Genomic DNA, 26,062 nt, shown 5'->3' with positions numbered 1-26,062 from the left:
TTCTCGTCAGTATGAACAATACCATTATGTCGAAACCATTGCAAAAATATACCTATCCTGTGCGCTGCAGGTCCGAAAACTTGGCTGCGTCAAGCTTCATGGCGAAGCCTTCATTCCTTGTACCGGATAGGAATTCCTATCTGTACAAGAATACCCGCTTTTTGCGCTTAACTAGTATTCGTGCTGCAAAGCGAAATTCCTGCCGCATTTTGTTTGCTAGTTATTTACACTTTCCTTGTCAGCGTGTTTCGCCGCGATCGGATGAAACACTCCGGCCTCTTTTCCGCTGCGATAGTAGACGCGAGGGATTCGGTAATTCAGCATGCAAGGCACTTCGTAGTTGATCGTGCCGATCAGGGCGGCCACCTCATCCAGCGAAATTTCGTCCTCTCCTTGCTTGCCGTACAAAACGACCTCGTCGTCGACCTGTGCTGTCCCGCGGTCGATCCTCACCATGATCTGGTCCATGCAAACCCTGCCAACGATAGAGGCACGCGCTCCATTGTACAAAACTTCCCCCCGATTGGACAACAGGCGAGAATATCCATCTGCATATCCGATCGGCAGCGTCGCGATCGTCTCTCCAGGCTGAGCGGTATACGTCGCCCCATAGCTGACTGTGAAGGGCTCGCTTGCCGTCTTCACGTGGGCGATCCGCGTCTTCAAGGACAAGGCGGGAACGAGCGGTACATCTGCACGCTCTTTCATGTACGGTGAAGGATATAATCCGTATAAACCTATGCCTAAACGGATCGTATCATACCCCCATTCAGGAAAAGCAATGGCAGCGGCCGTATTGCAGCAGTGTACCTTCGGCAGTGTTATTCCTTGCGAGCGGAGCGATTGCAGTAAGCGCTGAAACGTTTCGTGTTGTCGTCGCACATGGGTGGTGTCCGGTTCATCGGCGCATGCAAAGTGGGTAAAAATCCCGGTCCAGTCTAGTCTGTCGCTTTCCTCGAGGGCATTTACGACACGCAGCAGCTCTTCAGCCGTACGCACTCCCAGGCGGCCCATTCCCGTATCGGTCTTGATATGGACGCCGACCGTTGGAAGTCCTGCCTGCTCAAGCACACGATTTGCATGTTCGATCCATTCGGCACTGTAAGCGGTAAGCTCGATCTGCAAGCGGGCAGCGGGTTCGACCGATTCGGCAGGCGTGTACCCGAGCACCAGAATCGGCGCTGCGATGCCAGCCTCCCTCAGGACGATCGCCTCATCCAGCATGGCCACAGCCAGCGAGCTCGCCCCGCTCTCCAGTGCCTGTTGTCCCACCCGGACAGCGCCATGGCCGTATCCGTCGGCTTTTACTACCGCCATGATGCCGATACCCTCCGGCAGATGACGCCGAAATGTTTCTACATTGGACGCAATGGCATCCAGATTCACTTCGACCCAAGTGTCACGACAAAACGGTTTCATGCTTATCTCCTCTTGTTCGCTTTATTATAGTAAAACAAACGCTCGTTCAAGTGTTTGAGAAATTCACGGGAAACCATCAGCGACTCCCGCTTCCCGCCCACCCGATAGAGATGGCGGCCTTCATAGATCTGTTCCACTTCGGACAGTGGATAGCTGGTCTCCTTGCCCGACATCCTGATGACCAAGTGAGTCTTCGTCAGCTTGTACATGGGACGAAGCATCGATTTGTAGAGCAGGGGTGCCAGACCGACGACCGCAATCGCAATCGCAAAGGCGAGCACTTTGAAAGCCGTGTTGTTACTGGGAAGAATCTGGGCGAGAATCAGCATGCCCAGCACAAAGGCCACCGTCTCCATCACGCGCATTTTTACGCTTTTGCGCAGGAGCATGTCCTTGTACGAGGATTCTTCCTGGTACACTACATCCGTAGAAGGTTTTTTCATGAAAAGCATGCCACCTCATTACGATAGAAGTTACTCTGAATGTATCGCGTTTGGCCGCCGCATGTCAATTCAAGGAATGCGGTTTGCCGGCGTCACTTTCCACATTTATGTGCTGAAAACGGCTGACGTCGAACAGCCCCTGATCCGTCAGCTTGAGCGCCGGAATGACGGGAAGCGCCAGGAAGGAGAGCGTCAAAAAGGGCTGGAACGACGTCGGCGCCCCGATCTGGCGCAGTCCTTTCTCCAGTTCGTCCAGGCCATGACAGACGTCCTCCGCCTTCTGATTGGAAATCAGCCCCGCGATCGGCAGCGTGAGAGACGCAAGCACGTTTCCTCCATCTACCACTACGAGCCCCCCTTGCATCTGCCGGAGTGCCTCTATCGCAGCCAGCATGTCCGCGTCGTTGGTACCTGCGACGATGAGGTTGTGGGAGTCGTGCGCTACCGTGGATGCGATTGCTCCTTTTTGCAGGCCGAGTCCTTTGACGATCCCCAGCCCGATCTGTCCGGTCCGGTGATGCCGCTCGATTACTGCGATTTTCAGCAGATCGCGTCCAACCGAAGGCACAAAGAGGCCTTGCTGTGTCGGCACTTCTTCGACGAGATGCTCCGTGACGATCTTGTTCGGTACGATTCCGATGACATGCGCCTTGCCGCTCGCTACGGGAATGGCGATTTGCTCGGGTGTCAAAGGATCGATCCTGACACTGTCGGCCAGGGACTCGCCGATTTGCGATACTTCCGGGGACCTTTCCGGAAACACGCCCTCTGCGACGTTTCCTTTTTCCGCCACCAGCTTGCCGTTTTTGTATACCTGATGAATAGCGACTTTCTCGAGGTCATCCAGCAGCAGGAAATCGGCGGCGTACCCCGGAGCGATCGCGCCTTTGTCCTGAAGGCGGAAGCATTCGGCCGCGTTGAGCGACGCCATTTGAATGGCCGTGACAGCCGGGATGCCCCGCCGAATCGCCATGCGGACGTGATGGTCGATGCTGCCCTCCCGCATTAGCTCGTCCAGATGTTTGTCGTCTGTGACGAACAGGCAGCGACGCGCATTTCGTTCATTTACAACCGGGAGCAGCGCCTCCAGATCCTTGGCAGCCGTGCCCTGGCGGATCATCAGATACATCCCCCTCTGCAGCCGCTCCTTTGCTTCCTGCTCATTCACGCACTCGTGATCCGTTCTGATTTGCGCGGTCCGGTACACGTTGATGGCCCGGGCATCCAGTCCCGCAGCATGCCCGTCGATCTGCTTGCTTTGCGCCAGAGTCGCGGTCAGCTTGTCCAGCATATCTTCTTCAGCGTTCATGACAGCGGGATAGTCCATCACTTCCGCCAGTCCCAGCACACGAGGATGGGAAAGGAACGGCTCCAGGTCCGCCTGCCTGAGAATTGCCCCCGCGTGTTCGAAGGAGGTCGCGGGAACGCATGACGGCAGCATGACGTACACGTCGAAGGGGAGGCCCTCTGATTCCTCGAGCATGAATGAGATGCCGCGCGCGCCCATGACATTGGCGATTTCATGCGGATCGGTAATGGCAGTCGTTACCCCGTGCGGCAACAGCACCCGGGCGAATTCGGAAGGGACGACCATGGAAGATTCGATGTGCACGTGGCCATCGATGAAGGCCGGGGAAATGTACTTGCCCACGGCATCGATGGTGTGGCGTCCTTCGTATGGCCCGATCCCCGCGAAGACGCCATCGACAATCGCGACATCGGCTTTCAGAAGCTCCCCGTTGAATACATCGATGATGGTACCGTTCTTGATGACAACATCGGCTTTTTCTCTGCCGGCCGCTACGGCAATACGTTTTCGCAAGGCTTCTTTGGAGACGGTCACAGCTGCTGCACCTCTTCCTTCGTTTTTCTCTCAAAAATTTTTAGTACCTACATTAGTATAAAAAGCGGCTTCATGCAATCGGAGTTTTTGGCAGAACAGCTGCTGCTCTTACACTGGATAGGAATTTTATCCATTCCTATCTGTACAAAAAAGGGCGCCCCCTTCGCAGTAATCCTGCTCGGGGGACACCCTTCTGCCGCTTCAGCCTTATTCGGCTTCAGCTTCGTTCGCGGATTCTTTTTCCGCTTGCTTTTCTCTTGGAAACACTACTTTTTCAAAGGTGCTTTCCACCATTTTTTTCGCGATCGCCTGGAATTCCTCGCTGCGTTTGTCTGCTTCCTCTTGGGTCAGCTTGCCCGCTTTCACGGCTTCCGCCAGACGTTCTTCCTGCTGCTTCGCCAAGAGAGCGATCACGTCATCCTCCGACACGCCTTGCGCTTTTGCGATTTCCGCCAGCGACTTGCCTGCGGTCAGCTCCTCCTTCAGCTTGGCTTCATCGAGGTTCAGGAGGGTGAGAAGCTCTTGGCTCTTGCCGAACCCGAAGCCCATTCCCTTGCCGAAGCCCCGTTCTTGGTGATTGCTCTCCACCATCGCCTTCACATGGTCCGCTGCGTTTTCGCTCATTTTGTCCGCTTGCTCCTGCGTGAGCTTGCCCGCCTTCACCGCTTCCGCCAGTTTGTCAGCCTGCTGCTTGACCAGCAGATCGATCAGGTCGTCTTCGTCCACACCTTGGGCCTCTGCCACTTGCGCAAGCGTCTTGCCCGCTTTCAGCTGTTCCTTGAGGCCGTCAGCATCCAGCTTCAGGAGAGACAGCAGCTCTTCGTTCTTTTCCACGTCAAAGCCGCCTCTGAAGCCTCTGTCCTGATGCGTGCTTTCCACCTGCTTTTTGACGCGGTCCGCAGCGTTTTCGCTCATCTTGTCCGCTTGTTCCTGCGTCAATTTCCCTGCTTTCACCGCTTCCGCCAGTTTGTCAGCCTGCTGCTTGACCAGCAGATCGATCACGTCGTCCTCGGCCACGCCCTGAGCCTCTGCCACTTGCGCCAATGTTTTGCCCGCTTTCAGCTGTTCCTTGAGGCCGTCAGCATCCAGCTTCAGGAGGGACAGCAGCTCCTCGTTCTTCTCTGCACCGAAGCCGCCACCGAAGCCCTTGTCTTTGCCTTGGTGTGTGCTTTCCACCTTCTCTTTGACTCGGTCGGCTGCATTCTCGCTCATCTTGTCAGCCTGCTCCTGCGTCAGCTTGCCTGCTTTCACCGCTTCCGCCAGCTTGTCTGCCTGCTGCTTGACGAGCAGATCGATTACGTCGTCTTCATCTACCCCTTGAGCCTCGGCTACCTGCGCCAGCGTTTTGCCCGCTTTCAGCTGTTCTTCCAGCTGGTCGGCGTCCAGTTTCAGAAGGGACAGCAGTTCGGTGTTTTCCTTGTAGGAAATTCCGAAGCCTCCGCGGTGATCCATTTTGCCAGCCTTGAAGGTAACGTCTGCAGGTTTATTCAAATTTTGTGTTTGTGTTTGTGTCGTGTCAGCCGCCAGAGCGCTTCCCAGACTTCCGATACTCAGCACGGCAGCCATTGTTCCCAAAAGCATTCCCATTTTCGCTTTGCTAAACATATTCTCATCATCCTTTCATCACTTGCTTTGGCGTTATGTACCTCTTTGGTACAAGTCAAAGTGTACACAAGCTTTTTTAGATTTCCGTTTGAGAAAAGTGGAAAGCTTGAGGGAAAGTTGTGAACGTTTATGGGAAGGGGCTGTTCCGCCCGGTCGGCTTCTGTCTTTGGCTGTCACGCAAGACAGGTTTTTCTTGGGGGCTCTCACAAGGATGGACGCTCATACAAAAAGAGGACGGCCTGCACCGTCCCCTCTCCCTGTTTTCATTTACTTGCCGCCGATACCGTACGTAGATTGTGCGACGTTGACCATTTCCTCTTCCGGCAAGTCGCCGGAGAGCATGAACTCCACGCCGTCGAGCTCCCAAGTCAGGATGCGGCGATTGTCGGACGTTTGGGCCAGGACTCCGACCGTAAAGCCGAGATTCACTGGCATGCCTTGCTCGTAGGAGACGGAAGTTGCCGTCGGACGCGCTTCCGACAGCTTGTAATTGTAGGCTCCTTTGTAGCTGAGGACGACGGTACGCACGCCATCCCGCGTAACCGGTTCGATATCTCCCTGCTGCACGCCCTGCGGCACATACGACGGCACGATGACGCCGAACTGGCTGGACGGCTGCTGCGCCCCCTGACCGTTTGCCTGCCCCATGGTCGGAATCGAAGGCAAGGAGCTGGTCGCCATATTGCGGTCCTTGTCAAAAGCGTCTTTGTCGAAGGACGGGTTGAACACGAATTCCGAGAAATCGATCTTCACCAACGGATTCATGCTCGAATCCATGATTTCCGCGTGTGTCGGTTTGAAATCTTCCGTCAACCAAATCTTTTGCTTGGTCAAGGAACGGTTTCCGCTGTAGTTGGCTTTCACTTCAAACACGTACTGCTTGTCATCCATTTTCATTTGCCGTTCGGCATCATCGATAATGCTGCGGGCAAGCGTCTCGTACAAGTAAAGCGGCCCGTTGTTTTCCGGCCAACCGCTCTGGAAGCGGAAGCTCTTGTTCAAATGCGGAGTGAGAACGAAAACCCCTTCGTTATTGCGCAAAATGATCTGGGTAATGCCCCGCTGCTTCGAGGTCAGCGCTACGCGGTAATTGGTCGGCTTCTCGTACCATACCTGGACGTCATACTCCATGGGGGTCGAGCCTGTCTGCATCGTCAGCACTGCTTGAGACTTGTAGCCAGTCATTTTGCCCAGCGTACCGCTCAAGTCACTCACCACGTCTTCTGGTGTTTTTTGACCAAAGCAGCCGCCGAGCAGCAGGGTGAAGACCAACAATAACGCCAGTGGTAATGCTGCCCGTTTCATTCAATGAACTCCTCCTTGTCAACATTTTCGACAAAGAAGGGCATCCCTGTCTATTTCCTGGGAAATCTGTCAGTCTTTCGCCTCATGCAGCGCACATCGTGTCAATGATCAGCCTGTTTTTCCGGAAGAGGACTCGATATCGCCTGGATCGGCAGAAGACTTACCCTTCCTGTATAAGAGCAGGTAGTCCCTCCTGATCTACGCGATATAAATGTATGTCCATCCTCGTCCCAATATGCAGACAAGTTAGAGCTCTTCCACTACAACTTGTGCAATCGCATGGGATTGGCTATGCGAGATGCTCAGGTGAATTCTTATCCGCTGATGGTCCAGTCCCAGCCTGTCGAATACGGAGGAAGCGAAAGTCAGCTCGGGCTTTCCGCTGTTGCTCGGCAGGATCTCCATGTCGAGAAAGCTGAGCTTCTCCCCGATCCCGGTGCCGAGCGCTTTGGCTCCCGCTTCTTTGGCGGCGTAGCGGCCTGCAATGAACTCCGCCCTTCTGGCCTCGGACTTTCCCCGAAGCAGCTCCTGTTCACGCTCGGTGAGAAAACGGCCGACGGCTTTCGGCTGCCTGTTTACAAGAGTATCCATTCGCTTGATTTCGATCATATCGATGCCTATTCCAACAATCATCGGGTACTTTTCGCTCCTGTTCCTGCGATTTCTGCTGTCACCGTACCATTCCCCTCCATTGTTGGCAAGAAGAAATGAAAACAACCCCCGCAAAAGGCGAGGGTTGTATGGCCTGCGGCTACTACTCGGTAGCTTGGCCGGATTGTTGAGCAGATTTCGTAGCGGATTGTTGGTTCTGACGGCGAACCTCAGACACGTTGGTCTCGCTAGCGAATTCAGTTGCAGTCGTTTGACCAGCTTGTTGTGCAGCAGAGTTTGCAGCGGATTGCTGGTTCTGACGGCGAACCTGAGACACGTTGGTCTCGCTGGCGAATTCCGTGTTCATTCCTGCTTGCTTGTTTTGTTTAGGCATCGTTCGATTCACCTCCTCGATGTCGCTGAATATAATTTGTACCGCCCCCTATTGAGGTATCCATCCTGTTTTTCCCATCCGACGCTGAAAAGAAAGCAGCTCGAACGGACATTCTAAAAGTGCAATCGCCAGCAGGAAATGCCCCAAGCCGGGGCGAATGACTTGTTTCCACTACGCATTATGAAAGGAGCCTTATCCTATGGCCCATACTGTCATCATCTACACGCAAACCACTTGCGGTCCTTGTCAGGAGGAAAAAATGTGGCTAACCAGCCAACAGATTGCGTTTGAAGACCGGGACATCCGCAAAAACGACGCGTACTTCCAGGAAGCGATCGCCCTCGGTGCCAGCATGACCCCGGTTACCTTGATCAAGAAGGAAACCGGCGAGGAAATTGTCATCCACGGATTTGACAAGGAACAAATAAGCAAACACTTGTCGCTGCCATATCAAGGATGAGCGACCGCGTTATAGCGGAATAATTCACCGCAGTTGATGCTGGATGTTGGACGCTGAGGTACTTCGCCATGCGCTCCGGAAGTTTATAAGCGTTCCGCTTACAAATTCCTTCACGTAAAAAAAAGCGTTGGATCCAAATTGATCCATCGCTTCAAATAAGACCGATCAGCCGAAAGAAGGTTCGTTCTCGGCTGATTTTTGTTTGATGACAGGCGACATATCCGGTAAATTAGACAGAATCTGCTTGACTGCAGGAGCGCAATCCGTATTGACTGAGTAGAATACCCATGGTCCTTTCCGACGCTCTTTGACCAAACCATGTGTCTTTAACTTCGCTAAGTGTTGGGAAACAGAGGGTTGGGAAGTTTGCAGAATCTCCACGAGATCACGGACACATAAGGACTGCACTTGCAGGAGCGCCATGATCATCAGTCGCGTCTTGTCACCAAGAAGCTTATAAACCTCGGACAAAAACAGTACCTGCATTAAATCCATATCCATACGAACCCACCTTTGCCTTGCTTATCTGCCTCTCAGTATACAATATGTTTTGTTCGGTGGGGAAGATAGGAACATAAAAGTTCGGTGATTGCTCACTAAACTTCGCGCTGGTTCATGGCCTCGATCAGCTTGTCGGCAGTCCGTGCAGCCAGCGCCATTACTGTGTTCGTCGGGTTGCTGCCACTGGATGTAACAAATGTGGATGCTCCCGCTATGAAAAGGTTGGGAATGTCATGCGACTGACCAAACTCATTGACTACCGAGGTCGAAGGATCCCGTCCCATCCGGCACCCGCCCATCAAATGGGCCGTATCGGATACGACGTGCTCCGGGGTTCCCCCCATCGCTTCCACAATCTGTTTCATTTGTTCAATTGCATGCTGGTATAACAGTCGGTCGTTTTCCTGGTAACTGAACGTCACCTTGGGAACCGGCATGCCGTACTCGTCCTTCTCCCCGCTCAGCGTCACGGCGTTGTCCGGATGGGGCAAGACTTCCCCCACGAGCGTGATCCGGGCGTACATGTTGTAGTCCAGCATCGTTTCCCGCAGGTGCCGCCCCCATAAAAATGAACCGTCCTCGCGCTCTGCGGCAATCGCGGTAGCCATCGCAACCGGCCTCGCCCCATGGGCATTCAGCGTGTATCCTCGGGCGAATCCCCGCTCCCTGTCCGTCTCGTAGAAGTGCTGCGTCAGCGCCAGGACCGGGGTCCCTTTGTAGAGACGCACCTCTTCAGGCAGGCGGCCGTACACGTCGTGGCTGGAGTGCGGCATGATGGCCTTTCCCACCCACCCGCTGGAATTGGCAAGTCCGTCCGGAAAGCGCGAGTTGGCGGAGCTCAGGAGCAGCCGCGGCGTCTCCACCACGAAACCTGCCAGAATGACGACGCGGGCCATTTGCCGGTGCGTCAGGCCGTCATGGGTAAAGAGAACCCCGCTCACCCGGTCGCCGGCCATCAAAATTTCCGTCACCATGCAATCGGACAGGATCTCAGCCCCTTCTGCGATCGCTTTGGGGATGTGGTGAATCAGTCCGCTGTACTTGGCATTCGGCATGCACCCCTGATTGCAGAAGCCGCGATTGATGCAAGGCGGCCTGCCGTCAAACGGCCCGGACAAGATTGCCAGTGGAGCCACCACGCTGTCATAGCCCAGCTTTTGGCACGCTTCCCGGAAAAGCTGCGAATTGGCGCTGATCGGCTCGCGGACCGGGTAGGGATACGGGCCTTGAAAGGCGCCCCACGGAAAATGCGAGGGTCCCGAGACGGCAATTTCCCGTTCGATCTTGTCGTAGTACGGAGCGAGGTCATGATAGGTAATCGGCCAGTCCTCCCCTACCCCGTCGATGGTCCTCGTCCGAAAATCGCTCTCGTGGAAACGGAGAAAAACCCCGGTAAAATGCACGGTTCCCCCGCCGACCCCTCGCCCCGAATTGTTGTGTCCAAGCCGCAGCGGATCACGGCCCGCTACTAGCCGCGTCTCTTGCCAGGCCAAGCGGCGCATGGAAAGCTCATCGCTTGCAAAGTCGCTCTGCGGATCCCAGAACGGCCCGGCCTCAATGACGACGACCCGAAGACCTGCCTTGGCCAGCTCGTAGGCGAGAACGCCACCTGCTGCCCCCGCACCGACGATGCACACGTCGGCTCCATCCGCGTATTTCCGCTTGTCCAGATTGCTCGAGCGGTACCCGTCGTAATGGTCGCTATGGTGCTTGACCGGGTCACTCCATGTCATTTGCTCTCGCCTCCCAAGGATCAGTCAATCCCAGCTCAACACGGACGTAGCCACGCGGATAAGCCGGTCCTCCGTAGCCGATATCGGACCAGACAAGCGGATGAGAGTAATAGGCACTCACCGCGTCGTGCAGGAGCCGTTTGAAAAAATCGGCGGGAGCTACGCCCTCCCAAGCTTGTCCGGCCTTCGTCCGGCCAGACGAAACGGCTTGCAGCACCTTTTCCTGCTCCTGCCGCTTCAGAGCGGCAAATTCGGTTCCATATGCCGCATGACTCTCCGCCTCTACCCCTGCGAGCCCTTTCCGGTACAAATCTTTTTTGGGGGGAACTCCCACTTTGCGCTGGGATTCTCCGATCGGGCTCGCTATGGATTCGTCCAAATGCTGCGCTACGTAGGTCAGCACTTCCAGACGATGGTCGTCTACCAGCGATCCCACAATCGTTTGCAGCAGCAGTGCCTCCGGCTGCGTAAAAAACTGATGGGCAACCTGCGGGGAACGTCTGGAGCCAACGATTTTTTTGGTATGCCCATCCCACTCGGCATGCTGCTCCCACACGTCATAGTTAGGATAACGGCTTTCATTTGCCATGTGCCCTCACCCCCAAAACAGGGCGATCAGCCCCAGCGCTGAGATGGCGGTCATGAGCAGCGGCAGGATAATAGGGGGACCGACGAGGAAATTTTGGCTTTGCGAGTAACCGCCTACCCGCTGCCCGACGCCTACCGTGTGCAAATACGCCCCGAAAACGCCTCCCGCCAGCCCGAGCACCAGCATCAGGGTAAATACGACGCGCAGCCAGCCTGCGTTCACAAAGGACAAAACAATCGCGGTCACCGCAAAAATAGGCAGTTCGATGACGGGTACCCACATGGCCCAATGGCGAAAATTTTGTCTCGAATGAAACATGGTGACTTGAACGGCGATCAGTGCAAATGCAAGACCTGCAAACAAGATGAGGACACGTTCGATCGGCCAGCCTTGCCACATTGGGATTTCCTCCTCTTTTTCGTAAGTTGCGCCTATTTTTTCCTTGGGGATTGTGTCCTATTCGGCATTCTTTGCGGGCAAACTTTTTTCACTGTAATATTTCTCGCGCTCATACGTTTATTGAATGAACACACCAACCACATTGGGAGGAATCATCAAATGTTTTCTGTACGCAGCAAGACTCTCGCACTCCTGTTGCTTGGGCTTCTCGCAGCCACCGGCTGCCAAAGCTCGGTGCCGTCTCCCGCAGATCAATCTGCTGGCAATACCGCGCCTTCAGCGGCCGATCCTGCTCCTTCGCAAACACCTGCCACGCCCTCCGATGCGGGCAAGGATAGCCATCTTCCTTCTTCACCCGATTCGACCACGGACGGCAGGAACCAAGGATCTTCCGCCGCTTCGCTGGGAACCCCTACAGCCATGAGGCTCGCCAGCGCAAGTTCGGGCTGGATCGGCGGAGACGGATGGATCGCCCGCACCGACGACGGAGGGCGAAGCTGGCAGACGCAATGGAGCGGCCAAGAAGCCATCAGTCAAATTTTTGCCCTGAACGGCAAGCAAGCGTGGGCCGAGACAGAATCCGCGAATCTCCTCCGCACTACGGACGGCGGCCAGCATTGGTCGGTTGCGGGGAAAGCGCCAAACAGCGGATTCCTGCATTTCGTTTCGGCCGATCGGGCTTTCGCGGCAAATGCGGCTACTGCGGACGGCGGCAAAAGCTGGGACGCCCTGCCTGTTCCCCAAAACATCGTCGGAGACGCCTATTTTCACGACGAGAAAAACGGCTGGGCTGTCATTCAAAACAATGGAATGGGAATCGTCCAAAGAACACAGGATGGCGGGAAAACGTGGAAGACCGTCATGGGCCGCAAGCTGGCAGCGCCGCTGAACGGCGCCCTCATCCGCTCTGTCGGCCCGGACGATGCCTGGGTAGAGTGGGTTGGCGACTCCGGCATGTCGCAAACGTCGTACTCGTTGTTTCACACGTCGGATGGCGGCAAGAGCTGGCAGACGGTTGTGGCCAACTCCACAGCCGGCGGGGGACCCGCTCCCGGCTTCCCGCTGGAGTACAACGGCGGTCCCAAAAACCAAGGCTCCAAGCCGGGGCCGCTGTATGTCGTAGACCGCAAGACTGCGTATATGGGCGGAGACTGCCCTGCCTGCGACAAGCCGAATACCGTCGGCAAGACCACGGACGGAGGGAAAACGTGGGTGAACGAACCCGCTGCTTATCCCGGCTATGCCGGAGCCATTCTGGGCATGGCAGATGCCAAAAACGGGTGGTGGGTCTGCACGGACAACGAAAAAGCTTCGGTAATGTACACCACCTCGGACGGCGGCGAACATTGGAAAAAAACGCATGAGTTCCCCGCTCCTGGGAAGTCTTCTTGACACATGCCTTTCCCACAAAAAAGAGCAGCCCTGTACCAGGCTGCTCTTCTTTCATGCTTTGGGGCTGTTTGCTTCTCGCATTTCATCCAGAAAAATACCCGCCTCCCGTCAAATCCACCTGCTCAATGCAGGGTCAGGAACAACCCGAGCAGCGTGAGGAGCAAGGTCGGCACGGTCAAGACGATGCCTGTCTTGAAATAGTGCCCCCAGGTGATCCGGATGCCCTTTTTGCCGAGCACATGGAGCCACAGGAGCGTAGCCAAAGAGCCGATCGGGGTAATTTTGGGACCCAGGTCGCTGCCGATGACATTGGCGTAAATCATGGCTTCTCGCATGACGCCGTCCGCTTGGGAAGCTCCGATCGCCAGGGCGTGAAACATGACCGTCGGCAGATTGTTCATGATCGATGAAAGGATCGCAGAGATGAATCCCGCTCCGATGGTCACGGCCAGCAAGCCATGCCCCATCAAGGCATCCAGCATCGACTTGACCAGATCCGTCAGCTTGACGTTGTGCAGCCCCCAGACGACCACGTACATGCCAATCGAAAAAATGACCACCACCCACGGCGCTTCTTTGACGATGCGCCGCATCTGAACAGTCGGGCTCTTCTTGGCTGCCAGGCAAAAAACGAGGGCCGCCCCTGCGATGATGACAGAAACAGGCGTATGAAGCGAATCGCTGAGAAAAAAGCCTGCCAGCAGGACGGCCAGAACCGGCCAGGACAGCCGGAACAGTCTCATGTCCCGGATCGCTTCCCGCGGTCTTTTCAATTGCGTCAAATCGACTTGCTTGGGAATGCTCTTGCGAAAGTACAGGAACAGGACAACGAGGCTGGCACCGACCGAAAACAAGGTAGGGAGCACCATGCGTGAAGCGTACCGGGCGAAGCCGATGTCGAAATAATCGGCCGAGACGATGTTTACCAGATTGCTCACCACAAACGGAAGAGAGCTGGAATCGGCAATAAATCCGCTGGCCATGACGAAAGCCAGTACCGTCTTCGAATCGAGCTGCAGCGCCCGCATCTGCGCCAGCACGATCGGGGTCAAGATCAGCGCCGTACCGTCATTGGTAAAAAGCGCGGAGACGACGGTGCCCAGCAGGATGACGTAGGCAAACATCAGCCGGCCGTTTCCCTTCGCCAGCCTGGCCATGTGCAGCGCAGCCCATTCAAAGAAGCCGATCTCGTCCAGAATGAGTGAAATGATGATAATGCCGATCAGCGCGAAGGTGGCGTTCCAGACAATCGATGTGACTTCGACGACATCCGCGAAGGTCACGACGCCGCAAGCGAGCGCCAGAATCGCTCCGCCAACTGCCGGATAGCCGATGGACAAACCGCGCGGCTGCCAGACCACCAGGGTCAGCGTCGCCGCGAAAATAAGCAATGAGATCCAGACCACAGTAAATTTCTCCTCTTCCAGGCCTTTTCCAAGATCTTGGCTGGCCTTCTTTCTCGCTAACAGAAAAAGAGCGGACTCCTTGAGCCCACTCCTATCACTTTACTACACTTCCCGATCAACCGAAACGTCCCGTAATGTAATCTTCCGTTCGCTTGTCGCAAGGATTTTGGAAGATGGCCGGCGTCGTGTCGAACTCGACCAGCTCTCCGTTCAGAAAGAACGCAGTCTTGTCGGAAATCCGGGCCGCTTGCTGCATGTTGTGCGTCACGATGACAATGGTGTACGTGCCCTTGAGTTCCTCCAGCAGCTCTTCGATTTTGGCCGTCGAAATCGGATCGAGCGCGGAGGTCGGTTCATCCATCAACAAGATGGCGGGCTGCACAGCCAATGCCCGGGCGATGCACAGACGCTGCTGCTGACCGCCGGAAAGTCCTGTCGCCGGCTTTTTCAACGTGTCCTTGACCTCATCCCACAGCGCAGCCGACTTGAGACTGCTCTCCACAATTTCATCGAGCCTGTGCCGATCCGTCATCCCGTGCAGTCTCGGTCCGTACGCGATATTATCGTAAATGCTCTTGGGAAACGGGTTCGGATGCTGGAACACCATGCCGATGTTCTTGCGCAGCCCTTCCACTTCCACGCCGTGGCGGTAAATGTCTTCACCGAACACTTTGACCTCTCCGGTGATTTTGATATGGGGGACCGAATCATTCATCCGGTTCAACGTCCGCAAAAACGTGGATTTTCCGCAGCCCGACGGACCGATCAAAGCCGTGATCGAATGGGATTCCACGTCGAGATTTATATCGTAGAGAGCCTGCTTGTTCCCGTAGAAGAGGTTCAACTCCCTGACTGCAATCACACTCATACTCTCTTCGCTCCTTCGCAAGTGCGTGATTCATCCCCTCCAATATAGCTTGCCAACGTTATGTCATTGTGTGATCTTTGTTAAGTTTCCATAAAGATTTTAACCAAGGTAAAGATCTGGTAAATGTTGCTGACAAGCCATATACGCCCCCATCCCAACCCCCTACAATAAAGCTGAACGCTTTGTCATATAAGGGGAGAACGCATATGCCGAGAAAAAAAAGCAAAGGCCACGCGTCGGTTTACCATCGTTCCATCTTCACCCGGCTGTTTTTCGGAATTTTGTCCATGGTCGTGGCGATGATGGCCTGTTCCGCACTCTTTATCAGCAATCAATCGGAAGCCATGCTCAATGAAAAAACCAACCAACTACTGCGCGATGCCGCCCGCTCTGCCATGGAGCAAGCCAGCAGCCGCGTGCATTCGATCGAAACTGCCCTGCAGTCGTTTGGCTCCACATACAAAAACGCGGCGCCGTCAAACGGTCAAATTTTCGGGATCCTGTCAGATCTCGCAGCCGCCAACCCGACCATTTCGGAAATCCAGGTCGCGACTACGGATGGCCGCTATTTGACCTTCCCCGGCTCGCCGCTTGCCGCCGACTACGACCCGCGCAAGACCGACTGGTTCACAGGCGCCCTGGAAAAGCAAGGGCCGTTCATCTCCGACGTCTTCCAGTTTTCCCAAACGGAGTTTCCCAAACTGGCGGTAGCCCTTCCGCTGCAGAGCGAGGACGAAAAAACGGTGGGCGTCATCGTCGCCTTCGTCTCCGTACCCAAGCTCAGCGAGTTCATCGGACAGCTCAAGGTCGGTGGAACCGGGTACGCCATGATCGTCGACCGCCAGGGAAAGCTCGTCGCCCATCCCGACAAGACCTACGCCCTAAAGCGCCCCATGATGGATCAGCTCGGCATCGTCCAGCACGCCATCGCGGGCCAGTCCGGTTACGATCACGTCAAGCTGGGTGATGCCGATTACTACGGCGCCTACACATTCGACCCCGCGCTTCGGTGGAGCATGATCGTCGTCCAATCCGTATCCGAAGTCAAACGAGAGGTCCGCACCCTGCAGTTCACCATCCTCGCCGTTTCGCTCGTCGGACTGGGTGCGCTCGCCGCCCTGCTGTACGCCTTCGTCCGCAAGATCATGAATCCGGTCAAAGAAGTGCAGCAAAAAATGTCCGCCTTTAGCCAAGGCGATCTGTCTTTGTCCATGCAGGTCAAGACCAACGACGAGCTGCGCCAGCTAGCCGACAGCTTCAACAGCATGTCCGGCCAGATGCGCTCGATCATCGGCAAAATCCAGAGTGTCATCGCAGAGGTCAGGCAGGTTGCAAACCACGTGGACAACGGGGCGCGCCACTCCCACGCGACGCAGACCGAAGTCGTCGCCGTATCGGAACGGCTGGCCCAAGAGATGGACCACCAGCAGGAGCAAATTCAGGGGATTCATACCATCATGGCGGAGATTGCGCAGCAATTGGAACAGATCACGACGTCCATGGACACAGCAGGAGAGCACAATCGGGAATCCCGCAAACAAAGTGCGATGGCGGCTGCCTCCATCGAATCGCTTCAGGCGAACATGCAAAAAATTTCGGATGACATGCGCGCCTCTCTTGAGGCCATGTCGACGATGAAAGAAAGCATGGGCGATATCCGAGGGATACTCGTCCTGATCTCGGAAATTTCCAAGCGCACCAAGCTGCTGTCGTTCAACGCCCGGATCGAGGCATCCAGAGCAGGTCAGGCAGGCCTCGGCTTCGGGATCGTGGCAGATGAAATTCGGCTCCTGAGCGAACAGACAGAAGAAGCTACCGCCCGGATTCAGGAAGTCGTCGTGTCGGGCGAACAGCGGTTGGTGCACGTCGCCGATTGCCTGGAGGAGACTGACCAGGCGACCGTCGCGGGTATCCATACCTTGCGCCGGGCCGCGGATATTTTCAGGCAAACGGTGCAGATCAGCGAGACGCTAACCGACCAGTTTGCTTCCATCCAGCAGCTCGCGGGCTCGATCCGCGAGCAGAGCCAGTCGATCCAGGAGCGTGTAGACAGCCTTTCTTCCTCCGCTCAGGAAGTCGTCTACGGAACACTCAAAGCCGTAGCCGCCAACCAGGAAAGCCTGTCACTGTCCGAGCAGTTCCTCCACGACTCGGAGCGCCTTACCGGCATCGTAGAAGACCTGGAGCAGGAAATACGCTTTTTCCGGACGGCATCTTAAAAAAGAGGCTTTTCGCGCTGATTTCACTCGCGAAAAGCCTCTTTGATTCGTTTGAAAACGGCTCATGCAGTTACTGGGACACCCGGGAAGGGATGAAAAATGCCTTCTCCACTTCGGAAGCGGCCAGCGGACTGCTGAAATAGTACCCCTGGATTTTCTTGCAGTCGTTCTCCGTGAGAATATCGAGCTGATCCTTCGTCTCGATTCCTTCAGCGATCACATCCAGCTTGAGATTCTGGGCCATGGCGATGATCGTGGCTACGATCGCCTGGTCGTTTTGGTTCTCCGAAAGATCTGCGATGAAAGAACGATCGATCTTCAGCTTATGGATGGGGAACTTCTTCAGGTAACTCAATGAGCTGTAGCCGGTGCCGAAATCATCCAGGCTGATCCGGGTTCCGATTTTGTTGAGCTCATGTAAAATGTTGATGGATACGGCGGGGTCCATCATCATGCTCTCTGTGATTTCCAGCTCCAAGTACTGGGGATCTAGCTTTGTTTCCTCCAGGATGCTCCGGATATACTCCACAAGGTTGGGCTGGTGAAATTGATGAGCCGACAAATTCACCGACACCGGGATCAAGGGTCCGCCTTCCCGATGCCATTGCTTCATTTGCCGGCAGGCTTCGCGCAAAACCCACGTGCCGATCTCGTAGATCATGCCCGTCTCTTCCGCGATCGGGATGAAGACGCCGGGGGACAAGATTCCTCTGGAAGGATGATTCCACCGGACAAGAGCTTCCACTCCGATCAGGCGGTTGTCCTCTGCGTGAAATTGCGGCTGGTAGTACACCACCAACTCGTCTCGCTCAATGGCCTTCCGCAGGTCGCTCTCCAGCTCTACTCTCGCAATCATCTGATCGCTGAGATCCTCCGTGTAAAAGAGATGCCCGTTTTTCCCCTGTTTTTTCACTTTGTACATCGCAGCATCGGCTTTCTTCAGCAATTCAACCGCATCGCGACCGTGCTTGGGGAACAGGGCCGTCCCAATGCTGGCCGAGATGTAAAAATCGCTATCCTTTAAATGAAAAGGCTGCTGGAGCGTCTCAATGATTCGCTCGGCCAATCTGGATGCTTCCGCTCCATCCTCTCCTGTTTCACAGAGAATGGTGAATTCGTCGCCCCCCATTCTGGCAACGGTCACCCGGCCTCCTTCGGTGCATGCCACGATGCGTTTGCTTACGCCCTGCAAAAAGATATCGCCGTATGTATGGCCAAGCGAGTCGTTAATCATTTTGAACCGATCGATATCGAGCACCATCACGGCAAAAGGAGAGGATTCCGAACCACTGTTTTCGGTCTTCTGATTCAGAAGGAGATTGAACATCCTCCTGTTTGGCAAGCCCGTCAAGTCATCATGATAGGCAAGATGCTTGATTTTTTTCTTCGCGGCATTCTCCTCGGTAATATCCTTGATGATGATGTGGCTTCCCACGATCTCGCTCTCGATGTCCACAGGCACTTTCATGACGCTGAGCTCGATTCGCTTCCCGTCCGGCGGCGTCAGAACCGTTTCAAAACTGTTGGGTCCCTGTGGATCTGAAAGAGAAAAGAGCTGCGTGGTCTTCTCCCTCTCTTCCTCTGAAATCAACAGGCGGAGACTGGACACGTGCTGATGGATGAACTCTTCGGCACGCAGTCCGGAAATTTTCGAGACGGCCGGGTTCATATCGATGATTTTGCCTTCCTTGTCCAAGGAAATGATGCCGTACTCATTGTTTTTATAGAGAGAGCGATACCAGCTCTCGTGTTCCTGGATGACGAAATCCTTCTGCGAGAACCGTTTATTGATAAAAACGCCTGTCAAAGTCACGCCAAGCAGCAAGAAGGTGGCCAAAACAATCGTGTAGGCGAGAGTCTCCGTCTTAATCTGCGTCTCCACTTGAGTCATCGGCATCTGGCCCATATGGAAATGGGCGGCAACCATCCCTGTATAGTGCATCCCCGCAATCGCCGCGCCCATAATCAGTGAGCTTCCGAATTTATACAAATGGGCAAAACGAGTCTGATCCTTCCGAAAATAAAACAGGAGCCACAGAGCTGCCATAGAGGCCGTACCCGCAATCGCCACGGAGAGGATGACCAGCGAGCTCTCGTACGTGATGTCGACCATCATCGCGGCCATTCCGGTGTAGTGCATCCCTGATATGCCCGTCGCCATCAGTGCGCCGGAGACGAACAGGTCCTTCACCGACAGCTTGTCCCGCGTAACCGTAAACAACGCAATGCTCGACACAAAAATGGCCAGGAGAACCGACAGGATCACCAGCGGCATGTCGTAATACACCTGGATCGGGAGGGTAAGGGCCAGCATCCCCACAAAGTGCATGGACCAAATCCCCAATCCCATCGAAAACGCCCCAAAAATCAGCCAAAGGAGTCGGTGCTTGCCCTTGCTCACGTTTACTCTTCCAGCCAAATCGAGAGCTGAATAGGAGGCGGTAACTGCAATTAGATAAGAAAGAATGACAAGGAAGCTATTGTATGTTCCATGCATCTCAGAATGCAAAACCTTTCACCAGCTTTCATTCGGATTCATCAGCAGTACGAAATTCGTTCACGCAGGCGTCCGCAATCTTTTCTATGATACACGATGGTTTTGAAAGATTTTTGAAACGAGGATGAGGAAGAAAAAGCCTCGACGCATATACGCCGAGACATATAACGGAACTTATCGGAATTTCATCCGCGTTTCCAGTTTTCAAACCATTCCTGCACCGTGGCATGCGGCTTTACGTCATATTCACTATGGAGCATCGACATCAAAAGCTCGTACTGCTTTTCTACGGAAAAGCGATCCTCCAGCTGATCGTAAAGGCGCATCAGATCAAAATAGATGCTTTCTTCGGTCGGGAGAATTTTCTGGACATGCAAGTAGTGGGTAACCGCTTCTGAAATTTTGCCACTCTCCGTCAAAAAGCGGGCAATGCCGTGAGCATGTTGAAGGTATTTCGCCCGCAGCCGGATTTTCTCCGTTTCCGCCCACAGGAAATGATGATCCGCCAAATAGTCCCCACGGTATTGCTGCAACAGGCGCAGGTGCCAGTCCAACGTCTCGTGGGCAATGGCGGGTGCACGATCCAGCTTCCCTTCCCACTCTTCGACATCCAGCCCCACACCGTTCATCTCCAGCAAATAACCATCATCACAATTGATAATCTGAATCCCGATGGCTTCCTCGCTGAGGTTTTTCCTGATCTGGTAAATGGCCGTGTACAACTGGGTCATTCCCTTTTTCCAATCAGTTTCCGGCCATAATTGGTCGATAATCCCTTGCTTTTTGACAGGCGTCCCCCGATGATGCAGCAAAAACGCAAACAGCTCCTGAGCCTTCACCGTTTTCCAGCGAAGCGTGATCAGCCCCTTGTCCGACCTTTCGAATTGCAAGGAACGCAGGCAGCGAACAACTCCCGGCTGGGCGTACGGGAGTGGCGGGTACGGAATCTGGCTACTCTGCACCAGCCGCTCTACGGTTTTGAGCAGACGGTCTTGTCGGATGGGCTTCAAGAGGTAGTCAAGCGCATTTAGATCAAATGCCTTCACAGCGTATTCGTCGTAAGCAGTGATAAAGACGATCTTCACCTCGGGAAGCTGCTGCGAAATCTGTTCCGCCACTTCCAGACCATTACACTCGGGCATTTGAATATCCAAAAACACTGCCTGCGGGGGATCTTTGGCAATCATTTCGAGGGCTTCTAATGGATCGTGATAGGCTCCGATAATGTCTACACCGCCTATGCGTTTGAGCTTTTCAGCCAAGTGAAGCAGCGCTAGGGGTTCGTCGTCAACGATGAACACTTTCATGTGAAATCACCACTTTCCCGATCGGCAGTCGAAGCTGGATTTGCGACTTCACCCCACGTCTTTCCCGAATCGTACGCCTATATTCATGACCAAACGGACACTTTTCCGCCGTTGGATATTTTTGCAACGTATCTGCTACCCGAACACTACCGAATATTTTGAAACAAAAAGATGCAGCTGCGCGAGGGAGTTCCTACCCTTCGTGTTTTCCAGCGTAAATGGAAGAGTCATACTCCGTCAATAGGGGAAAGGAATGGAATCTGCCGCTCCCCCGGCTCGCGGGAACGGGGCAAAACAAATATGGCCTATCACTAGAACTCTAGCGATAAGCCATTGGCCTATTCATCCAAAACGTCCGCTGATATACGCTTCCGTTTTTTCATTTTCAGGAGACGTGAAGATTTTGGACGTCTCATCCATCTCAACCAGCTCTCCCAACAGGAAGAAGGCCGTTTTCTCGGATATTCGCGCCGCCTGATGCAGATTGTGCGTCACGATCACGATCGTGTACTCATCCTTCAACTGGGTGATCAGCTCCTCGATCTTCATGGTCGAGATCGGGTCCAGCGCGGAAGCCGGCTCATCCAGGAGCAAAATCGTAGGCTGCATCGCGACCGCTCGGGCGATGCACAGGCGCTGCTGCTGTCCCCCGGAGAGCGAGAGAGCCGAATCTTTCAGGCGGTCCTTGACCTCGTCCCAGAGGGCGGCCTTTCGCAGGCTGGACTCTACGAGCTCATCCAGCTCCCGCCTGTCCTTGATGCCGTGGAAGCGCGGCGCGAAGGCGATGTTTTCATAGATCGATTTGAAGAACGGATTGGCCCGCTGGAACACCATTCCGACGACCTGGCGCAACCCTTCGGTATTGACCTGTTCGCTATTGATGTCGATGCCGTCGACGATGATCGAGCCCGTCACGCGGCAATTCGGGACAAGGTCGTTCATCCGGTTCAGGCTGCGCAGAAGCGTCGACTTCCCGCACCCGGACGGGCCGATAAAGGCTGTGACGGAATTTCGCTCGATATCCATGCTGATTTTGTTCACGGCGCGCTTCTCTCCATAGTAGACGGAGACGTCGCGTGTCTGAATGATCGTGTCTTGCTTGGTGAGTACGGACATGGCTACCTCTCCTCCCTAGTTGGATCCCGACGTCATCTTTTTGTACACCCACGTGCCGAACCAACGGGCGGAGATGTTGAAGATGAGCACCGCAATGATCAATACGGCGGCTGCCCCGTCGGCTACATCGCGCGCGTCCGGCGTGAGCCCTTCGCTGTTCACCTTCCAAATATGGACGGCCAACGTCTCGGCAGGACGGAACGGATTGAGCGGCGATGTCGGACCGGCAAGCGTAAAGTCGGTAAAGTTCAGATTGGGAGAAGACATGCCCGCCGTGAAGAGCAGGGCTGCAGCCTCCCCGAACACGCGGCCCGAAGCGAGAATCGCTCCTGTAATGATGCCGGGAAGCGCTGCAGGCAGGATCACGGAAACAATCGTCCGCCACTTCGTAATCCCCAGAGCAAGACTGGCTTCCTTTTGGCTGCGGGGAACATTGCGCAGCGCATCCTCCGTCACACGGACCAGAAGCGGCAGATTGAATACCGTCAGGGCGAGCGCCCCTGAAAACAGCGTATAGCCCCATCCGGTCATGTTGACGAAAACGAGCAGGCCGAACAGGCCAACCACGATGGACGGCAGCGAAGACAACACTTCGATGCTCATCCGGATAAACTGGGTAAACTTGTTGTCCGGCGCGTATTCCGCCATGTAGATCCCTGCGCCGATGCCGAGAGGCAAGGCGATCAGCATCGTCAGTACCAACAGATAGAGTGAGTTGAACAATTGGGGACCGATCCCCCCGCCTGCCTTGACGATGTTGGGAGGCGACGTGAGAAAGTCCAGATTCAGCTTGTGCCAGCCCTGGGTCAAAATGAATCCCAGAAGGCCCACCAGCGCACCGATAATCAGTACCGCGATCAGTGTCAAAACGCCGGTGGCGATGCGGTCCATCACTCGTGCTCTCACGTTACTTCACCACCCTTTTTCTGCCGAGGAGACGCAAGATCATGATGAAGACAAAGGACATCACCAAGAGCAGCAGAGCCATCGACCAAAGAGCGTTGTTGTAAGGAGTTCCCTGGATGGTATTGCCCATGTTCAAGGTAATCCCGCTCGTCAGCGTGCTGATCGGATCCAGCAAGCTTCCAGGCAGCTTCGTCGTATTTCCAATGACCATTTGTACCGCGAGCGCTTCGCCGAAGGCACGCGCCATCCCGAGCACGACTGCCGTCAAGCAGCCCGGGAGCGAGGAATGAAGGACGACGTTCCAGATCGTCTGCCAGCGAGTAGCACCTAGCGCCAGCGAAGCATTCCGCAAATCCTGGGGAACGGCCTCGATCGCATCCGTAGCGACACTGGTGATCGTAGGCAGAATCATCAGCGCAAGCACCAATCCCCCTGCCAGAAGGCTGAAGCCCAGGACATCAAACTGCTCCCGAATGAACGGTACGAGCAGCGTGAGGCCCACGTAGCCGTACACGACAGACGGGATCCCTACCAAAAGCTCAATGACCGGCTTCAGCACTTTTTTGCCGAAGCCAGGAAAAATTTCCGTCATGAAAATGGCTGCCCCGATCCCCAGCGGAGCCGCGATGAGCGCAGCAAGCGCAGTGACGAGAAACGATCCGAGAATAAACGGGAACACGCCATATCTCGCCGGCTCACCCTCCGGATCCCATTTTAGCTGCGTCAAAAATTCGCTGATGCTCACCCCATTGACAAAAAAGGTGGACAGCCCTTTGGAAGCGATGAAATACGTGATCGACAAGACGACAATGACCAGCAAACCCGCACATACCATTGCGACGGTCTTACCGGTGATGTTTTCGGTAAACTGACGCTTGCTTCTCGTCAGCATTTTTCGCGCAATCAGCGATTGGCGCTCGTTGTCAGACCTCTGTTTTTCGCCCACGACCTTATTTTTCTCTATGACGATCGTTGCCCCTTCGCTACGACGGTTCATAATCTCCCTCCCGTTCAAGATCTTGCCCGATTTGATTTGATCTACGAAGCAAAAGGAGGGGGAAGCGCCCCCACCCCTCTCATTTGCTTTTCCTGCCTATGAAATTACTTCTGAGTCACTTTGCCTTCCGCATCACGTTCTACTTTCATGTCGGTGATCGGCAGGAAGCCCAGTTCCGTTACCGTTTTCTTTTGAACTTCGTCAGACAGGATGAACTCGAGGAACGCTTTTGCATTGCCAGTTGCTTCGCCTTTGGTGTACATGTGCTCATATGCCCAGACTGGATATTTGTTGGTTGCAATGTTTTCCGGTGTCGCTTCCACTCCGTCCAGTTTCAAAGCTTTTACCGAATCGTTGAAGTAAGACAGAGCCAGGTAGCCGATTGCGCCAGGAGTTTCGGAGATGATTTTGCGGACAGTACCCGAAGAATCCTCTGTGATGCCTTCCGCTTCCTCTTTGCCATCCAAAGCGAATTTGTGGAACGTCGCGCGAGTACCGGAAGATTTCGGACGGTTTACGAGCGTGATTTTCATATCATCGCCGCCTACCTCTTTCCAGTTCGTGATTTTCCCTGTGAAGATGTCGATCAGTTGTTGTTTGGTCAAGTTGTCTACTTTCACTTTCGGACTTACCGCTGCTGCCATACCGACTACAGCTACTTTATGGTCGACCAGCTCGCCTGCTGGAATCCCTTGTTTTTCTTCCGCGAAGATGTCGGAGTTACCGATGGTTGCAGCACCGCTGGCTACTTGGCTAAGACCTGTACCACTGCCGCCACCTTGCACCTGGATTTGCACGCCTTGGTTTTTCGCCATGAAATCTTTGGCCGTCTGTTCGACCAGTGGTTGCAAAGCGGTAGAACCGACAGCAGTTACCGGCTCACCGGAATTGGTTTGAGTGGAACCCGAGTTGTTTTGATTGGCATCGGGAGCTGGAGTCGATGGTTGCTCAGTCGATTGTCCGGCTGGTGCTGGCGCTGCACTGTTGCTTCCGCATCCTGCGAGAAGTGCACCCACAAATGTCAATGCCATAAACATTTTGCTGAGTTTTTTCATTGGATGAAAATCCTCCTTAAATAGGTTCGGTTTGTTTTTTTCTCTCTTACAAGAACAAACTATACAGGCCGAATGTTGTTGTTTTGTGTTGCCATTGTTAAGCTTTTTTAAAGATGCAAAAATGGTCGAATGTCGTCGGGAGAAATCGGGCATAATGCACGTAATCTAGCCGGGAGGTGTTGGTTTGTGGACAAGCTCGCCTTGCTGCTCGTGATTATCGGTGCCTTGAATTGGGGACTCATCGGTCTTTTTCATTTCGATCTCATTGCCACATTGTTCGGGGGAGCGGACAAGCTCATCAGCCGAATCGTCTATGTGCTCGTAGGGCTTGCCGGCATCTATGCCATCAAGCTCTTCGTAGGTGATCGGGAGCAGGAGCACGCATAGATGCGGCCCCCGGCACGCAAAAAAAGCGGCGACAGCCTGTGTAACAGGCTGTTGCCGCTTTTTCGCTTCATGCACTCACTTGTCTCTCGTCAATGGTTCCGACACATCTACGTGGCCCATCAGCGATTCTACTTTTTTCCCGTCTTCCAGGAAGGTGATCTGCTTAACTTCCGGGAATTGAAAGAGCGTTTGCTTGATGGCGTCCAGCGCCATTCCTTCGCCGCTCGATCCCATGTTGTACTGGTTTTTGCTGTCGGCGTCGATTGTCACGGTCCCGTTGTCAAAGGTGACCGAGTGATAGTGGAAATCGGTCCAGAGCCCGACATGCTCGTCCGGATTTTTCGGTTTCCCTAGCAATTCGATCGCTTTTTTGTACTTCTCGATGTTCTCCGCAAAGGAAATCTCTTGCTCTTCCTTCTGCAGCTCCATCAGATTGTTGTCGGAATAATAGAGGGAAATGGTTTGCTTGGTCAGCTTTGGCTCGGTTGTCTCAGGTGCAGGATTCGATCCCGGAGTCTGCTGCGCCGGTGGCTGCGGTGCCGGTGCAGCCTTCTGGCCACATCCTGCGACGAGCAGAACGGCCAGTGCTGCCATCCAAATCATGTGACGTCGTTTCATCGAATGCCTCCC

General features: G+C 54.6%; 24 protein-coding genes. 4 read left to right on the top strand and 20 right to left on the bottom strand.

The features are described 5' to 3' along the window. Window positions 1–216: 216 nt before the first annotated feature. The 7 genes from alr to RGB73_RS02915 all read right to left on the bottom strand — a co-directional run bounded on the left by alr (window position 217) and on the right by RGB73_RS02915 (window position 7,600). Window positions 217–1,419, bottom strand: coding sequence for an alanine racemase (alr, locus tag RGB73_RS02945; protein ID WP_310769043.1), 1,203 nt, complete (start codon window positions 1,417–1,419; stop codon window positions 217–219). Window positions 1,420–1,421: 2 nt separating this feature from the next. Continuing rightward, a complete protein-coding gene (locus RGB73_RS02940; RefSeq protein WP_310769040.1) occupies window positions 1,422–1,862 on the bottom strand; it encodes a hypothetical protein in 441 nt (146 codons plus the stop codon). A 64-nt stretch (window positions 1,863–1,926) separates the two neighbouring features. Next, window positions 1,927–3,705: an adenine deaminase gene (gene ade / locus RGB73_RS02935; RefSeq protein WP_310769037.1), complete on the bottom strand. Its 1,779-nt coding sequence runs from the start codon at window positions 3,703–3,705 to the stop codon at window positions 1,927–1,929. Window positions 3,706–3,912: 207 nt separating this feature from the next. Then, a complete protein-coding gene (locus RGB73_RS02930; RefSeq protein ID WP_310769035.1) occupies window positions 3,913–5,310 on the bottom strand; it encodes a hypothetical protein in 1,398 nt (465 codons plus the stop codon). A 267-nt stretch (window positions 5,311–5,577) separates the two neighbouring features. Beyond that, window positions 5,578–6,615, bottom strand: a complete 1,038-nt coding sequence (locus RGB73_RS02925; protein WP_310769031.1) for an outer membrane lipoprotein-sorting protein — start codon at window positions 6,613–6,615, stop codon at window positions 5,578–5,580. Between the two features lie 246 nt (window positions 6,616–6,861). Continuing rightward, window positions 6,862–7,248: a holo-ACP synthase gene (gene acpS, locus RGB73_RS02920; RefSeq protein ID WP_310769028.1), complete on the bottom strand. Its 387-nt coding sequence runs from the start codon at window positions 7,246–7,248 to the stop codon at window positions 6,862–6,864. Between the two features lie 121 nt (window positions 7,249–7,369). Then, window positions 7,370–7,600, bottom strand: coding sequence for a gamma-type small acid-soluble spore protein (locus RGB73_RS02915; protein WP_310769025.1), 231 nt, complete (start codon window positions 7,598–7,600; stop codon window positions 7,370–7,372). 199 nt (window positions 7,601–7,799) lie between these two features. On the opposite strand from RGB73_RS02915, the gene RGB73_RS02910 reads away from it, so the two are divergent. Continuing rightward, window positions 7,800–8,060: a glutaredoxin family protein gene (locus tag RGB73_RS02910; RefSeq protein WP_310769022.1), complete on the top strand. Its 261-nt coding sequence runs from the start codon at window positions 7,800–7,802 to the stop codon at window positions 8,058–8,060. A 165-nt stretch (window positions 8,061–8,225) separates the two neighbouring features. Here RGB73_RS02910 and RGB73_RS02905 read toward each other — a convergent pair whose 3' ends face one another. The 4 genes from RGB73_RS02905 to RGB73_RS02890 form a co-directional block, all read right to left on the bottom strand. Continuing rightward, window positions 8,226–8,561, bottom strand: coding sequence for an ArsR/SmtB family transcription factor (locus RGB73_RS02905; RefSeq protein WP_310769020.1), 336 nt, complete (start codon window positions 8,559–8,561; stop codon window positions 8,226–8,228). A gap of 95 nt (window positions 8,562–8,656) precedes the next feature. Beyond that, window positions 8,657–10,294, bottom strand: a complete 1,638-nt coding sequence (locus RGB73_RS02900) for a GMC family oxidoreductase (protein WP_310769017.1) — start codon at window positions 10,292–10,294, stop codon at window positions 8,657–8,659. Beyond that, window positions 10,281–10,883, bottom strand: coding sequence for a gluconate 2-dehydrogenase subunit 3 family protein (locus RGB73_RS02895; RefSeq protein ID WP_310769015.1), 603 nt, complete (start codon window positions 10,881–10,883; stop codon window positions 10,281–10,283). Before RGB73_RS02895 ends, RGB73_RS02900 begins: the two co-directional genes overlap by 14 nt. Window positions 10,884–10,889: 6 nt before the next feature. After that, the gene (locus RGB73_RS02890) at window positions 10,890–11,282 is read right to left on the bottom strand and encodes a hypothetical protein (protein ID WP_310769013.1); all 393 of its coding nucleotides are present in this window, start codon (window positions 11,280–11,282) and stop codon (window positions 10,890–10,892) included. Window positions 11,283–11,441: 159 nt separating this feature from the next. Here RGB73_RS02890 and RGB73_RS02885 point away from each other — a divergent pair, with 159 nt between their 5' ends. Beyond that, window positions 11,442–12,674 carry a WD40/YVTN/BNR-like repeat-containing protein gene (locus tag RGB73_RS02885; RefSeq protein WP_310769012.1) on the top strand — a complete coding sequence of 411 codons (1,233 nt, stop codon included), beginning with the start codon at window positions 11,442–11,444 and terminating at the stop codon, window positions 12,672–12,674. Window positions 12,675–12,796: 122 nt separating this feature from the next. Here the strand turns inward: RGB73_RS02885 and RGB73_RS02880 are convergent, their stop codons facing one another. Both RGB73_RS02880 and pstB (RGB73_RS02875) read right to left on the bottom strand, forming a co-directional pair. Beyond that, window positions 12,797–14,080 carry an arsenic transporter gene (locus RGB73_RS02880; protein ID WP_310769010.1) on the bottom strand — a complete coding sequence of 428 codons (1,284 nt, stop codon included), beginning with the start codon at window positions 14,078–14,080 and terminating at the stop codon, window positions 12,797–12,799. 115 nt (window positions 14,081–14,195) lie between these two features. Next, the gene (gene pstB, locus RGB73_RS02875; protein ID WP_310769008.1) at window positions 14,196–14,948 is read right to left on the bottom strand and encodes a phosphate ABC transporter ATP-binding protein PstB; all 753 of its coding nucleotides are present in this window, start codon (window positions 14,946–14,948) and stop codon (window positions 14,196–14,198) included. Window positions 14,949–15,154: 206 nt separating this feature from the next. Between pstB (RGB73_RS02875) and RGB73_RS02870 the strand changes: the two genes are divergently transcribed. Further along, a complete protein-coding gene (locus RGB73_RS02870; RefSeq protein WP_310769004.1) occupies window positions 15,155–17,167 on the top strand; it encodes a methyl-accepting chemotaxis protein in 2,013 nt (670 codons plus the stop codon). Between the two features lie 70 nt (window positions 17,168–17,237). On the opposite strand, the gene RGB73_RS02865 is transcribed toward RGB73_RS02870, so the two are convergent. The 6 genes from RGB73_RS02865 to RGB73_RS02840 all read right to left on the bottom strand — a co-directional run bounded on the left by RGB73_RS02865 (window position 17,238) and on the right by RGB73_RS02840 (window position 25,045). Further along, window positions 17,238–19,664 (bottom strand): EAL domain-containing protein, encoded by a 2,427-nt coding sequence (locus RGB73_RS02865; RefSeq protein WP_396136165.1) that lies wholly within the window; start codon window positions 19,662–19,664, stop codon window positions 17,238–17,240. Between the two features lie 185 nt (window positions 19,665–19,849). Further along, window positions 19,850–20,971 (bottom strand): response regulator, encoded by a 1,122-nt coding sequence (locus tag RGB73_RS02860; RefSeq protein WP_310768996.1) that lies wholly within the window; start codon window positions 20,969–20,971, stop codon window positions 19,850–19,852. 342 nt (window positions 20,972–21,313) lie between these two features. After that, on the bottom strand, window positions 21,314–22,087 hold the full coding sequence (gene pstB / locus RGB73_RS02855) for a phosphate ABC transporter ATP-binding protein PstB (protein ID WP_310768993.1): 774 nt from the start codon (window positions 22,085–22,087) through the stop codon (window positions 21,314–21,316). Window positions 22,088–22,102: 15 nt separating this feature from the next. Then, window positions 22,103–22,993, bottom strand: a complete 891-nt coding sequence (pstA, locus tag RGB73_RS02850) for a phosphate ABC transporter permease PstA (protein WP_310768990.1) — start codon at window positions 22,991–22,993, stop codon at window positions 22,103–22,105. A 1-nt stretch (window position 22,994) separates the two neighbouring features. Beyond that, a complete protein-coding gene (gene pstC, locus RGB73_RS02845; RefSeq protein WP_310774080.1) occupies window positions 22,995–23,885 on the bottom strand; it encodes a phosphate ABC transporter permease subunit PstC in 891 nt (296 codons plus the stop codon). A 209-nt stretch (window positions 23,886–24,094) separates the two neighbouring features. After that, the gene (locus RGB73_RS02840) at window positions 24,095–25,045 is read right to left on the bottom strand and encodes a phosphate ABC transporter substrate-binding protein PstS family protein (RefSeq protein ID WP_310768989.1); all 951 of its coding nucleotides are present in this window, start codon (window positions 25,043–25,045) and stop codon (window positions 24,095–24,097) included. 186 nt (window positions 25,046–25,231) lie between these two features. Here RGB73_RS02840 and RGB73_RS02835 point away from each other — a divergent pair, with 186 nt between their 5' ends. Continuing rightward, the gene (locus RGB73_RS02835) at window positions 25,232–25,432 is read left to right on the top strand and encodes a DUF378 domain-containing protein (RefSeq protein WP_310768985.1); all 201 of its coding nucleotides are present in this window, start codon (window positions 25,232–25,234) and stop codon (window positions 25,430–25,432) included. Between the two features lie 75 nt (window positions 25,433–25,507). Here the strand turns inward: RGB73_RS02835 and RGB73_RS02830 are convergent, their stop codons facing one another. After that, complete coding sequence (locus RGB73_RS02830; protein WP_310768982.1) at window positions 25,508–26,050, bottom strand: GerMN domain-containing protein; 543 nt, start codon at window positions 26,048–26,050, stop codon at window positions 25,508–25,510. Between the last annotated feature and the right edge of the window lie 12 nt (window positions 26,051–26,062).

This window comes from Brevibacillus brevis (assembly GCF_031583145.1).
Taxonomy (GTDB): domain Bacteria; phylum Bacillota; class Bacilli; order Brevibacillales; family Brevibacillaceae; genus Brevibacillus; species Brevibacillus brevis_E.
This window is presented reverse-complemented; position numbering and strand designations above follow the sequence as displayed.

Bases quoted from the DNA above. Each gene is read 5' to 3' on its own strand.
- pstB (WP_310769008.1), bottom strand. From the start codon at position 14,948: ATGAGTGTGATTGCAGTCAGGGAGTTGAACCTCTTCTACGGGAACAAG.
- RGB73_RS02890 (WP_310769013.1), bottom strand. From the start codon at position 11,282: ATGTGGCAAGGCTGGCCGATCGAACGTGTCCTCATCTTGTTTGCAGGT.
- pstB (WP_310768993.1), bottom strand. From the start codon at position 22,087: ATGTCCGTACTCACCAAGCAAGACACGATCATTCAGACACGCGACGTC.
- RGB73_RS02940 (WP_310769040.1), bottom strand. From the start codon at position 1,862: ATGAAAAAACCTTCTACGGATGTAGTGTACCAGGAAGAATCCTCGTAC.
- RGB73_RS02860 (WP_310768996.1), bottom strand. From the start codon at position 20,971: ATGAAAGTGTTCATCGTTGACGACGAACCCCTAGCGCTGCTTCACTTG.
- alr (WP_310769043.1), bottom strand. From the start codon at position 1,419: ATGAAACCGTTTTGTCGTGACACTTGGGTCGAAGTGAATCTGGATGCC.
- RGB73_RS02895 (WP_310769015.1), bottom strand. From the start codon at position 10,883: ATGGCAAATGAAAGCCGTTATCCTAACTATGACGTGTGGGAGCAGCAT.
- acpS (WP_310769028.1), bottom strand. From the start codon at position 7,248: ATGATTGTTGGAATAGGCATCGATATGATCGAAATCAAGCGAATGGAT.
- RGB73_RS02915 (WP_310769025.1), bottom strand. From the start codon at position 7,600: ATGCCTAAACAAAACAAGCAAGCAGGAATGAACACGGAATTCGCCAGC.
- RGB73_RS02905 (WP_310769020.1), bottom strand. From the start codon at position 8,561: ATGGATATGGATTTAATGCAGGTACTGTTTTTGTCCGAGGTTTATAAG.
- RGB73_RS02885 (WP_310769012.1), top strand. From the start codon at position 11,442: ATGTTTTCTGTACGCAGCAAGACTCTCGCACTCCTGTTGCTTGGGCTT.
- RGB73_RS02900 (WP_310769017.1), bottom strand. From the start codon at position 10,294: ATGACATGGAGTGACCCGGTCAAGCACCATAGCGACCATTACGACGGG.
- RGB73_RS02925 (WP_310769031.1), bottom strand. From the start codon at position 6,615: ATGAAACGGGCAGCATTACCACTGGCGTTATTGTTGGTCTTCACCCTG.
- RGB73_RS02870 (WP_310769004.1), top strand. From the start codon at position 15,155: ATGCCGAGAAAAAAAAGCAAAGGCCACGCGTCGGTTTACCATCGTTCC.
- RGB73_RS02840 (WP_310768989.1), bottom strand. From the start codon at position 25,045: ATGAAAAAACTCAGCAAAATGTTTATGGCATTGACATTTGTGGGTGCA.
- RGB73_RS02830 (WP_310768982.1), bottom strand. From the start codon at position 26,050: ATGAAACGACGTCACATGATTTGGATGGCAGCACTGGCCGTTCTGCTC.
- RGB73_RS02865 (WP_396136165.1), bottom strand. From the start codon at position 19,664: ATGCATGGAACATACAATAGCTTCCTTGTCATTCTTTCTTATCTAATT.
- RGB73_RS02930 (WP_310769035.1), bottom strand. From the start codon at position 5,310: ATGTTTAGCAAAGCGAAAATGGGAATGCTTTTGGGAACAATGGCTGCC.
- pstC (WP_310774080.1), bottom strand. From the start codon at position 23,885: ATGCTGACGAGAAGCAAGCGTCAGTTTACCGAAAACATCACCGGTAAG.
- RGB73_RS02910 (WP_310769022.1), top strand. From the start codon at position 7,800: ATGGCCCATACTGTCATCATCTACACGCAAACCACTTGCGGTCCTTGT.